Source organism: Buchnera aphidicola (Cinara curvipes) (genome assembly GCF_900698915.1).
Classification (GTDB): Bacteria; Pseudomonadota; Gammaproteobacteria; order Enterobacterales; family Enterobacteriaceae; genus Buchnera_F; species Buchnera_F aphidicola_AY.
The window spans coordinates 262,693-274,986 of the sequence record NZ_LR217710.1 but is presented as its reverse complement, the minus strand read 5'-3'; the positions used below and the strand labels follow the sequence as shown (position 1 = coordinate 274,986).

The 12,294-nt window shown below is 19.2% G+C and carries 12 protein-coding genes; 3 read left to right on the top strand and 9 right to left on the bottom strand.

The window, feature by feature from the left end; all coding sequences use genetic code 11:
• Positions 1-40: 40 nt before the first annotated feature.
• On the bottom strand, positions 41-1,054 hold the full coding sequence (gene argF, locus BUCICURV3402_RS01180) for an ornithine carbamoyltransferase (RefSeq protein WP_154029283.1): 1,014 nt from the start codon (positions 1,052-1,054) through the stop codon (positions 41-43).
• A gap of 407 nt (positions 1,055-1,461) precedes the next feature.
• Here argF and BUCICURV3402_RS01175 point away from each other — a divergent pair, with 407 nt between their 5' ends.
• The 3 genes from BUCICURV3402_RS01175 to asnS all read left to right on the top strand — a co-directional run bounded on the left by BUCICURV3402_RS01175 (position 1,462) and on the right by asnS (position 6,997).
• Positions 1,462-4,320 carry a valine--tRNA ligase gene (locus BUCICURV3402_RS01175; protein WP_154029282.1) on the top strand — a complete coding sequence of 953 codons (2,859 nt, stop codon included), beginning with the start codon at positions 1,462-1,464 and terminating at the stop codon, positions 4,318-4,320.
• Positions 4,321-4,435: 115 nt separating this feature from the next.
• Positions 4,436-5,377 carry a rhodanese-related sulfurtransferase gene (locus BUCICURV3402_RS01170; protein WP_154029281.1) on the top strand — a complete coding sequence of 314 codons (942 nt, stop codon included), beginning with the start codon at positions 4,436-4,438 and terminating at the stop codon, positions 5,375-5,377.
• A 222-nt stretch (positions 5,378-5,599) separates the two neighbouring features.
• Positions 5,600-6,997 carry an asparagine--tRNA ligase gene (gene asnS, locus BUCICURV3402_RS01165; RefSeq protein ID WP_154029280.1) on the top strand — a complete coding sequence of 466 codons (1,398 nt, stop codon included), beginning with the start codon at positions 5,600-5,602 and terminating at the stop codon, positions 6,995-6,997.
• Positions 6,998-7,112: 115 nt separating this feature from the next.
• Here asnS and BUCICURV3402_RS01160 read toward each other — a convergent pair whose 3' ends face one another.
• The 8 genes from BUCICURV3402_RS01160 to BUCICURV3402_RS02120 all read right to left on the bottom strand — a co-directional run bounded on the left by BUCICURV3402_RS01160 (position 7,113) and on the right by BUCICURV3402_RS02120 (position 12,262).
• Positions 7,113-7,904, bottom strand: a complete 792-nt coding sequence (locus BUCICURV3402_RS01160; protein ID WP_154029279.1) for a TatD family hydrolase — start codon at positions 7,902-7,904, stop codon at positions 7,113-7,115.
• A gap of 36 nt (positions 7,905-7,940) precedes the next feature.
• Positions 7,941-8,927: a DNA polymerase III subunit delta' C-terminal domain-containing protein gene (locus BUCICURV3402_RS01155; protein WP_154029278.1), complete on the bottom strand. Its 987-nt coding sequence runs from the start codon at positions 8,925-8,927 to the stop codon at positions 7,941-7,943.
• 17 nt (positions 8,928-8,944) lie between these two features.
• On the bottom strand, positions 8,945-9,184 hold the full coding sequence (acpP, locus tag BUCICURV3402_RS01150; RefSeq protein ID WP_154029277.1) for an acyl carrier protein: 240 nt from the start codon (positions 9,182-9,184) through the stop codon (positions 8,945-8,947).
• A gap of 52 nt (positions 9,185-9,236) precedes the next feature.
• Positions 9,237-9,974, bottom strand: coding sequence for a 3-oxoacyl-ACP reductase FabG (fabG, locus tag BUCICURV3402_RS01145; protein WP_154029276.1), 738 nt, complete (start codon positions 9,972-9,974; stop codon positions 9,237-9,239).
• Positions 9,971-10,909, bottom strand: a complete 939-nt coding sequence (locus BUCICURV3402_RS01140) for an ACP S-malonyltransferase (RefSeq protein WP_154029275.1) — start codon at positions 10,907-10,909, stop codon at positions 9,971-9,973. The genes fabG and BUCICURV3402_RS01140 overlap by 4 nt, the downstream gene beginning before the upstream one ends.
• A 175-nt stretch (positions 10,910-11,084) precedes the next feature.
• Positions 11,085-11,288: a 50S ribosomal protein L32 gene (gene rpmF, locus BUCICURV3402_RS01135; RefSeq protein WP_154029274.1), complete on the bottom strand. Its 204-nt coding sequence runs from the start codon at positions 11,286-11,288 to the stop codon at positions 11,085-11,087.
• Between the two features lie 27 nt (positions 11,289-11,315).
• Entirely contained in the window at positions 11,316-11,981 is a 666-nt protein-coding gene (locus tag BUCICURV3402_RS01130; protein WP_331865020.1) for an RluA family pseudouridine synthase, read from the bottom strand.
• Between the two features lie 35 nt (positions 11,982-12,016).
• Positions 12,017-12,262, bottom strand: a complete 246-nt coding sequence (locus BUCICURV3402_RS02120; RefSeq protein ID WP_331865019.1) for a S4 domain-containing protein — start codon at positions 12,260-12,262, stop codon at positions 12,017-12,019.
• Positions 12,263-12,294 lie beyond the last annotated feature (32 nt).

The following is a 12,294-nucleotide window of genomic DNA, read 5'->3' as shown; positions in this document are numbered from 1 at the left end:
AATAATTCCATCAATTATATTTATACTTTTAAATAATTTTTTAAAAAAAAGATTTTTTTGATAAACAAGATACAAGTAAAGCTTTTATAGTATGTAATCTATTTTCTGATTGTTTAAAACTAAGATTTATATTGGAATTAAATATATCATTAGTAATTTCTAATCCATCTTTAATATGAAATTTATTATGTATTTCATATCCTAATATAGATTTTTTATCATGAAATGCTGGTAAACAGTGTAGTATTTTTATATTTTTATTATTTGTCATATTTAGCATTTTTTTATTAATTTGATATGGATATAATTCTTTTATTTTTTTTTCCCATATATTTTTTTTTTCTCCCATTGATACCCATACATCTGTATAGATAAAATCAACGTTTTTAACTCCTTCTTTTATATTTTCAGTGCATATTATATTTTTATTTTTTTTTATATATTTTATTTTTTTAAATAGGAATTTTTTTTTAGGCCAATATATTTTAGGAGCCACAATATTCATTTTTAATCCTATAATATTAGCTGCTTCTAATAATGAATTTGCTATGTTATTTTGAGCATCTCCAACATATGCGCATTTAATTTCTTTTAACGGTTTTTTAGGATTAATTTCTTGAATAGTAAGTAAGTCAGCTAGAATTTGAGTTGGATGAAATGTATCAGTTAAACCATTCCAAACAGGTATTTTAGAATATTTTTTAAAATCTTTGATAATTTTATCATTATGACCTCTATATTGTATTGCATCGTACATTTTTCCTAATACTTTTGCTGAATCTTGAATAGATTCCTTGTATCCGATATGTGTATCATTAGGTCCTAAATATGTAATATTTGCTCCTTGATCATAAGCTGCTATTTCAAATGCACATCTGGTTCTTGTTGATTCTTTTTCAAATATTAATACTATATTTTTTCCTTTTATATATTTATTTTCTTTTTTATTGTATTTTTGTTTTTTTAAAAATTTTGATAGTTTTATTAAATAAATAATTTCTTTATTTGTATAATCAGATAATCTTAATAAACTTTTTTTATATAATGTTTTCATGATATTTTTCTTATATATTAAAATTTAAGTCTTTTTATTAATGATATTTAATTTTTATATGAAAAATTTTTAAATTATTATAAAAATATTTTTTATATTTATAATATATATTATATATAATATATTTTATTAAAAATTTTTTTATTTAATTGATAATAATGAAATTTTATTTTACAATATATATTTATATATGTATATAAGTGAAAATTTTATTGAAAAATAATTTAATTTTTATATTAAAAAAATTTTTTTTATTATTTCATTTATATTAATTTTAATTATATAAATAATTATATTTTAATATATATATTTTTTTAATAAATATATTTTAATTATTATTTTAAAATTACAGTATAATTTTTATTATATTATTTTAAATAAAAATATACACATAATCGCAGAAAACTATGGATAAAAATTATAATTTTCATTTAATAGAAAAAAAGATACAAAAATATTGTAAAAAAAATAAAATTTTTTTTCATAATAATAGTTTTTTAAAAAATGATAATTTTTGTATTATGGTTCCACCACCAAATATAACCGGTTATTTACATATGGGTCATGCTTTTCAGCAGACTATAATGGACACATTAATACGATATCATCGTATGTCTGGAAAAAATACATTATTACAAATGGGTACAGATCATGCTGGTATTGCTACACAAATGGTAGTTGAACGTTATTTATTAATGAAAGAAGGTAAAAATAAAAATTCATATTCCCGAGAAGAATTTATAAAAAAAATTTTTGATTGGAAAAAAAAGTCTGAATTAGTTATGTTCAATCAAATTAAACGTTTAGGTCATCTAATTAATTGGAAAGATGTTCGATTTACATTAGACTCTAATTTTTCACAAGCAGTAAAAGATGTTTTTATTACTTTATATAAAGATGGGTTAATTTATAGGCGTAAAAAATTGGTATATTGGGATCCAAAATTTCAGACAGTAATTTCTGATTTAGAAGTAGAAAATCAAATACATAAAAATAAAATGTGGTATATTAAATATTTTTTTACAGAAAGTCATGATAATAATAATAAAAAATATATTACTGTAGCTACTACTAGACCTGAAACATTATTAGGAGATACAGCTTTAGCTGTGCATCCTGATGATAAAAGATATACCAAATATATTGGTTGTTTTGTTAATGTTCCTATATTAAATCGATCTATTCCTATTATTAGTAACAAATCTATTGATATATCCAAAGGAACTGGATGTATGAAAGTAACTCCTGCACATGATTTTAATGATTATGATATTGGTCAATGTAATAAATTACCTATGATTAATATTTTTACTAAAGATGGTAAAATATTAAAGAAATTAAATATTTTTAATTATAAAGGAAAGAAAAAAAAAATATTTAATGATTTTATTCCAAAAAATTTACAAAATTTAGATCGATTTACTGCTCGAAAGAATATTTTATTTACTTTAAAAAAAGAAGGTTTTTTAAGTCGAGTTATTTCTTATAAAATTAATATTCCATATGGAGATCGAAGTGGTGTAATTTTAGAACCTATGCTTACTAATCAGTGGTATTTAAGTACTAAAATACTATCTATAGAAGCAATTAAAGCTGTAAAAGAAAATAAAATTATTTTCATTCCTAAGCAATACAAAAATATGTATTTATCTTGGATGAATAATATTCAGGATTGGTGTATATCTCGTCAACTACTATGGGGGCACAGAATTCCAGTTTGGTATGATTCATTTAATAATATTTATGTAGGTGAAAATGAGGAATCAATTCGAAAAGAATATTCTTTGAAAAAAGATGTTCCTCTTACACAAGATTCTGATGTATTAGACACTTGGTTTTCTTCTAGTTTGTGGACATTTGCTGGTTTAGGATGGCCTTTAGATATTAAAAAAATAAATATGTTTCATCCAACAAACGTTTTAGTCTGTGGTTTTGACATTATTTTTTTTTGGATTGCTCGTATGATTATGATGACTATGTATATTATAAAAGATAAATTAGGTAATTCACAAATTCCTTTTAAATATATATATATTACTGGTTTAATACGAGATGAACAAGGTCAAAAAATGTCAAAATCTTATGGAAATGTTTTAGATCCATTAGATATGATTGATGGAATTAGTTTAGAAAAATTAATAGAAAAAAGAACGAAAAATTTAATAAATTCTAAACAAATAAACTTAGTTAAAAAAAATACTATAAATAAATTTCCAAAAGGAATTTTAACTCATAGCGCTGATTCCTTGAGATTTACTTTTTTATCTATAGCATCTACAAGTAGAAATATTAACTGGAATATGAATCGTTTAAAAGGATATCAAAATTTTTGTAATAAAATTTGGCATGCTAGTCGCTTTGTAATAAAAAATATTGATAAAACTGTATTTAAGAAAAAAAATATTTCTTCATTATTATTAAATCAATGGATTTATATTGAATTAAATAAAGTTATTAAAAAATATCATTATTTTTTAAAATTATTTCGATTTGATCAATTATCAACTTTATTATATAAATTTATATGGAATAAATTTTGTGATCAATATTTAGAAATGATAAAACCAATATTACAATATGGTTCATTATATGAAATTAATTCAGTTAAAATATCTTTATTTTTTATTTTAAGTAAAATTCTTTTATTAGTACATCCTGTAATGCCATTTATTACTATATATATTTGGAGTATTTTACAGAAATTAAATAAAATATTTCACCCTATAATAATTTTAAATACCATACCTCAATACAATAAAAATTTAAAAAATGTATATATTACTAAATTTATGAATTGGTTTCAAAAAGTTATTTCTATTTTACGTTCTATTAGAGTAGATTCTAAAGTAGAATATACAAGATTATTAAAAGTTTATTATAAAAATATTTCTTTATATAAGAAAATTTTTTTACAGGAAAATAATGTAATTTTAAAAAAAATTGCTTATTTAAAATGTATAGTTGAAATTCAATCACCATTAAATTTATCTTCTGTAATAATGCGTATTATTGATGGTGTGGAAATATTTATTTCTGTTGATTCGTGTTTTGATATTAAGATTGAATTACAGCGCTTAGATAAAAAAATTCTTTTACTTGAAAGGGAAATTCATAAAATAAATTATTTTTTATTAAATAAAAAAATTTTAATGAATGCACCTTCATGTTTTATTTTAGAAAAAAAATCTTTATTAAAAAATAATTTTGATATTTTAAAAAAAATTAATAATCAAAAAAAAATCTTATTAAAAAAAATATTAACCTAAATAAAAAAATTGTTTATCTGTAAATTATTTTTATTAAATTATATTTAATTTATTTGTTAAATTAGAGTTATCTATTTTATAGTTATTATTTTTTTACTAAAAGAATATATTATCTATGTATAAAATAAAAAAAACAGTTTCACATAATAATTTAAAAAATATTTATTCACATTATTTATATAATAAACGGGTTGTTTTATCTTTTTACAAATATTTTTTTATTTTAAATCCTAAAAAATTACTTTTTTTTCTTAAACTAAATTTAGAAAATAAAAATATTTTAGGTCGTATTTATATTTCAAAAGAAGGAATTAATGGTACAATTAGTATTCCTTCTAATAAATATAAATATATTAAACATTTCTTTAAAAGAATTCATTCTAAAACAAGAAGAATGTATATTAATTACACAATTGAAAATAAAAAAATGGCATTTTGGAATTTAAAAATAAAAATTAAAAAACAAATTGTTTCCAGTGAAATTAAAAATTTTTATTTTTCACGTAATAAAATTGGAATTTATTTGAATGCTTTTTTAGTAAATAAATATTTTTTTAATAAAAATTTTATTTTTGTTGATATGAGAAATAGTTATGAATATGAAATTGGGCGTTTTTATAATTCATTAACTGTTCCATCTCGAACATTTCGAGAACAATTAGAAAAATTGCCTAAATTTTTAGAATTGTATAAAAATAAAAAAATTGTTTTGTATTGTACAGGAGGAGTACGTTGTGAAAAAGCTACCGCTTTATTAAAGAATAAAGGTTTTTCTAAAATATACCACATTTATGGTGGAATTTTGAGTTATATTAAACAAGTAAAAAAATATAATCTTCCTAATTATTTTCAAGGAAAAATTTTTGTTTTTGATAATCGTTTATCAGAAAAAATTACTAATGATGTATTTTCCCAATGTATTAATTGTAAAGAATATACAGATCGTATACATATAAATTGTTTAAATAATTTTTGTCATCGTTTATTTATTCAATGTAAAGTATGTTCTGTAAAATTAAATTCATGTTGTTGTTTAAATTGTAAAAATAAATTATAAATATGATATTATTTTAATAAAAAAAAATAATTGTATTTATATAAAGAAATAGAAATCACTTATTAGTGAATTTATTTTTAAATATTTTTTATATATAATAAATTTATATTTTTATATAAAAAAATTTTTTATTTAGATAAATTTATTTTCAGTAATATAAGTAATTTTTTATTTATAATATTAAATTTTAAATATTTATATTTTATATATTAGGAAATAGTTATGAAAAAAATTTCTATATTAGAAATTTATACAAAAAATAATTATTTAAATAAAGAAATTACTATTAGTGGATGGATAAGAAGTAAAAGAATATCAAAAATAGGAATATCTTTTTTAACTATATATGATGGTTCATCTACGCGTTTTATTCAAGTAATTGCTAAAAAATCTTTATTTAATTATTCTACAGAGATTATTAAATTAACTATTGGTTGTTCAGTAATAGTATCTGGTAATTTAATACTATCTCCTAGTGATTTACAAACTTATGAAATTCAAGCTAACAATATTAAAATAATAGGATGGGTAGATCGTCCTGATTTATATCCTATGTCAGCTAAAAAACATACAACTGAATATATTAGATATTTTTGTCATTTACGTCCTCGTACTAGTTTAATTAGTGTTATTGCAAGAATTAGAAGTGCAGTTTTTCAATCTTTAAATGAGTTTTTAGATAATAATGGTTATTTATGGGTATCAACTCCTATTATTACTAGTATTGATACAGAGGGTTCTGGATCAATGTTTCAAGTATCTATGTTAGATATTAATAATAAAGTTAATATTAAAAAAAACACTAATAAAGAAAATTATTTTTTTGGAAAAAAAGTATTTTTAACTGTATCTGGTCAATTAACTTTAGAAGCTTATGCTTGCGCTTTGTCTAAGGTCTACTCTTTAGGGCCTACTTTTAGGGCGGAAAATTCTAATACTAAAAAACACTTAACAGAATTTTGGATGTTAGAAGTAGAAAAAGCTTTTTCAGGTATTAATGATATATCTATTTTTGCAGAAAAATTATTAAAAAATTCGATTAACTTTATTTTAGATAACTGTATTTCTGAATTATTATTTTTACAAAAAAAAATTGATAAAAATATTATTTTTCGTTTAAATAATTTCTTAAATATTAATTTTGTTAATATTGAATATAATGAAGCTATTAATATTTTATTAAAAAATAATCATAATATTAATGAGAAAATCTTATGGGGAGAAGATTTATCTTCTCATCATGAAAAATATTTAGTAAATAATTATTTTAAAGCTCCTGTGATTATAAGAAATTATCCAAAATTATTAAAAGCTTTTTATATGCGTATGAATAAAGATAAAAAAACAGTATCTGCATTTGATATATTAATTCCTCAAGTTGGTGAAATTATAGGTGGTTCAGAGAGAGAAGATAGAATAGATTATTTAGAGAACAGAATGATAGAAATGGGATTAAATAAAAAAAATTATGATTGGTATAAAGATTTAAGAAAATATGGAACAGTTCCTCATTCTGGTTTTGGTTTAGGTTTAGAGCGGTTAATATTATTTATTACTGGGATTAAAAATATTCGAGAATCAATTCCATTTCCTAGAACTATAGGACATGCAGATTTTTAAATATTTTTTATATTTTATAGTAAAAAAATATAAATATTAAGATATAAATTTGTATAAACAAAATTTTTTATATTTATTAAAATTATATAAAAATTATTCTTTAATATCTTTTTAATTATGTTTTTATATCTATATTATTTTTTATTTTAAATAATGTAAAGAAATTTTTTTTTAATATTTCAGTAAATGTTAAAAAATCTATTTTTAAACATTTTTGAACTAATTTAGCAATGTACCATAATAAATATGGTTGATTTATTTTGCCTCTATATGGTTCAGGAGATAAATAAGGTGAATCTGTTTCTATAAATAATCTATTTAAAGGTATAAATTTTAAAATGGATCTTAAATTATGTGATTTTTTAAATGTAATTATTCCAGAAAATGAAATATAAAATCCGATATCTAATAATTGCCTTGCAAAATCTATTGTTCCTGTAAATGAATGTATTATTCCTGAATATAATTGGTTCTTATGAGAGTTTAAGATACTTATTATTTCTTTATCTGCATTTCTATTATGAATAATAATAGGTTTTTTAGTTTTTTGAGATATATAGATATGATGTTGAAAAAGATCAATTTGTCTTTCTTTTTTTTTTGATCTATAAAAATCTAATCCAGTTTCACCAATAGCAATAACTTTATTATACTTAGATATTAATTCTATATTTTTTAAATCATTTTTATGATGATCATAATTTGGATGTAAGCCACAAGATAAAAAAATATTTTTATAAAAATAAGTATGTTGAAATATATGATAAAAATCTTGAATAGAAGTTGAAATAGATAAAAATAATCTAACATTTTTTTTATAAGCTTTTTTTAAAATATTGTCTATATTACAGTTTTTTTTAATATTGTCTATATGATTAATATGACAATGAGTATCAATTAAAAACATTTTTTTTCCTTATATATTATTTAAATTATATATATATTATATATTTAATATATCATTAGCTAACAATAGAATTTGTTCTGTAAGTATTAATTTTTTATCAATATGATATGAACTAGATAATATTTTTTTACATTGAATCCAAGATTTTAAATGTTTGATTAATATGTTAAAATTATTTTTTTTTGCTATTTTTTTTATTAATTTAATTTGATCCAAATTTTGAATTTTATATTTATTGCACACAATATATTTTATAACATCTAGAATTAGATAACAAATCCATATAATTATTTTTTTTTTTTTATAATTTAATATTATTTTTAATAAATTAATATATTTTTTATCAATCATATATTTATTTATTGCTATCATAAATATATTTCTTTCATTTAATTTTTTACTGTTTAAAAATTTGTGTGTAATTATAGGTGCATTATTATTTATTCTTAAAGCTGTTAATAGTTGAATAGAAGTATAAATTTTATTTTTTTTTTTTAGCCAAATTAAGTTTTCTTTTTCTTTAGGCAAATTTATATAATAAATTGTAGATCTACTTTTAATAGTACTAAGAACTGTTTTTATATTACTTGTGTTTAAAAAAAATATAGTATTTTCTGGAGGTTCTTCTAAAATTTTTAATAAAGAATTTTGTGCTTCTGTAGTAAGTCTATTAATGGATGAAAACCAAATAATTTTTGCTCCTCCTTGTTGTGAGGTTTGATAAATATTATTTATAATAGTACGAGTAATATTTATTCCAATATATTTATTTTGTGAAATATAGTTAGAATTATAAAAATCAGGATGTTTTTTTTTATTTATTAAGATACAAGATAAACATCTTTTACAGCTTTTCTCTTTTTTTTTATTTGAACAAAGAATCCATTGAGAAATATTAAAAATTAATCGTGAAACTCCAAAACCAATATGTGATTGAATTAAAATTATAGGGTGTAGTTTATTATTATAATATTTTTTTACTATTTTTTTATATTCACTAACTAACCAGGGATAATTTTTCATTGGTAAATTTTCTATTTTTATTTTTTAATTTTTTTTATGATATATTTTTTAATATCTTTTATAGTTTTAATTTTTTCTATCTCTATATCAAATAATTCAATTTTAAATTCTTCTTCTAATAACATGATCAATTCTATAAAATCTAATGAATCCATATTAAAATCTTTTTTTAACTCATTATTTAATGAAATATTTTTTTCTTTTGTTTGAAATTGTTTTTTAATTATTTTCTTTATACGTTCAATAATATTATTCATATTTATATCTCGGTGATTATTTTTAATAGTAAAAAATTTTTATAAATATTTTTTATGTAGCAAGGTCGATATACATTCCTCCATTTACATGAATATTTTGACCTGTAATATATGAAGATTTTTCTGATGATAAAAAAGATACAACATAAGCAATATCTTTTGTTTTTCCAAAAATTCCCATTGGTATTTTTTTTAGTATTTTTTTTTTATTAAAAGATAAAATTTTTTTTGTCATATCTGTAATTATATATCCTGGAGAAACTAAGTTAACTGTAATCCCTTTTGATGCTACTTCTAAAGCTAAAGATTTTGAGAAACCAATTAAACCGGCTTTTGATGCTGCGTAATTCGTTTGTCCTACTTGTCCCATATGACTAACCAGTGAACTAATTATAATTATTCTTCCATATTTTTGTTTAATCATTGGTATTAAAATTATTTTTGTTATATAAAATATAGAGGATAAATTAATATTAATTACATTATTCCATTCTGAATTTTTCATTGTAATTAATAATTTATCATTTATAATTCCTGAATTATGTATAAATATATCGATTTTTTTAAACTCATTAATTAATTTTTTAATTTTTTTTTTAATTGTAGAAATTTTTAAAAAGTTTATTAATATTCCAGTTCCATTATTTTGTAAATTTTTTTTAATTATTTCCACTCCTTTTTTTGTAGTAGAAGTACCAATTACAAATATATTTAATGATATTAATTCTATTGAAATTTTTTCTCCAATCCCTCTATTAGCTCCGGTTACTAAAGCTATTTTTTTTTTCATAATTTTTTTATTATATCCATAACTAATAACAATTTTTTATACTCATTTGTTGAGTAAGAAGATATATTTTTATTTTCTTTATTTAAATTAGTTAATATATTACCTGGTCCTACTTCGATAAAAATATTTATTCCCATAGAGATAATTTTTTTTATGCTTTTATTCCATTGTACTTTTTTATATATTTGTTTTATTAATGAAGAATATATTTCTTTTTTAGATAAAATAATTTTTGCATTATGATTACTAATTACAGGATATTTACCTGTAAATATTTTTATTTTTTTTAAATAATAAGAAAATTGTTCTTTATAATTTTTCATTAATAAACAATGAGATGCAATTGACATTGGTAATCGAATTATTTTGGCATAAAACTTTTTTTTAAATATTAAACCGGCAGAATATACTGTGGAATAATTTCCAGTAATAACTATTTGTTTTTTTGAGTTAATAATAGAAATAAATACTTTTTTTTTATTAGAAATTAATAAACAAGTTTTTTTAATAAGATTATAACTTAATCCAAGAACTACTAATGTTAATACTCGAGTATTTTTTACCGCTTCTAACATAATTTTATTACGTATTTTAATAATATTAATTGCTTCTTCAAATAAGATATTTTTATTACAAACTAAAGCAGAATATTGACCTATACTATGTCCAGACATTATATTTGGTTGAATGTTTATTTTTTTTTCTAAAATTCTATATATAGCTACTGAAGAAATAAATGTTAGTAAATATATATTTTTATTATGAAAAGTAAAATTATTTTTTTTTTTAAAAAAACTATTATATACATTATAGTTTAGTATATCAGATGCTTCTTTAAATGTTTTTCGAACTATATGATATTTTTTTGAAAATAACTTTAAAAATTCTATATTATATAATCCATATCCAGGAAAAATTACTGAAAAATTTTTCATAAAATATAATTTAACCTCTTTTATTCTATACACTACTACTTACATAGTATATAGAAAAATATTTTTATTATATATATAATTTTAATTTAATAATTTTAAATGTTTATAGTTATAAAAATATTTTAAGAAAAATATTTTTTATACAAAAATATAATTTTTATATAATTTTTAGTTTTTATGATTTATTTAATGTTTTTTCATATCTTTTATTAAATAAAAAAGTTTTTTTTCCTTTATAATATCCATTATGTGTTACATGATGACGAACATGTATTTCTTTTGATGTTTTATCTATAGATAACTGATTTTCTGATATATGATCATGAGATCTTCTCATTCCTCTTTTTGATCTACTTGGTTTACTTTTTTGTACTGCCATTTTTTTTCCTTAATTTTTAAAAAAAAATTATTTTTTTGAAAAATATTTCAAGCAATATTTAAACTTTTTGTCTAATGGAGCTGTTATAAAAATTTTTGTTTTTTCTTTTGGATGGATAAAAGAAATTTTATATGAATGTAGTAATAATCTGTTATTTCTTTTTAATATATATTTTTTTTCTTGTTTTATATTTCCGTATTTTTTATCAAAAACAATAGGGTGTCCGAATTGTGAAGTATGTACCCTAATTTGATGAGTTCTTCCGGTAACAGGTATAACTGATATTAAAGTAGTATTATTAAAATATTTTTTTACTTTAAATTTTGTTTGTGAAGGTTTTCCATTTTCATGTACATATACTTTTTTTTTTTTTGTAACATCTTTTCTTTTTAATAAAGGTAAATTAATTATTTTATTTTTATTAGACCAATGGCCATGTATTAATGCTAAATATTCTTTATATATTTTTTTTTTACGTAAATTTTCATGCATTTTTTTTAAAATAGAACGTTTTTTTGCAAGAATTAGTATACCAGAAGTATCCTTATCAATGCGATGTACGAGTTCTAAAAATGTTAATTCCTGGCGAATCTTTCGAAATATTTCTATTACTCCATAATTAATTCCACTACCTCCATGCACTGCAAATCCATATGGTTTGTTAAAAATAATTAAATACTTGTCTTCAAGCAATATGTTTTTTAGAAATAAATTAATTATTGATTTTTTTAAATGAATTTTTTTTTTTTTACATCTATTTTAATAGAATATGTTGTAATACAATCGTTTATTTTAAGTTTATAAAATGGTTTTGTTTTTTTTTTATTTATTTTTATTTTTCCTATTCTTATGCTACGATATATCATACTTTTTGGTAATTTTTTAAAATTTTTAAATAAAAAATTATCAATTCTTTGACCTGACATATTTTTTTGTATTATAATTGATTTTTTTAATAATTCTTTATTATTCATATAGTTTTCTTATATATAAGATATTTTAATAA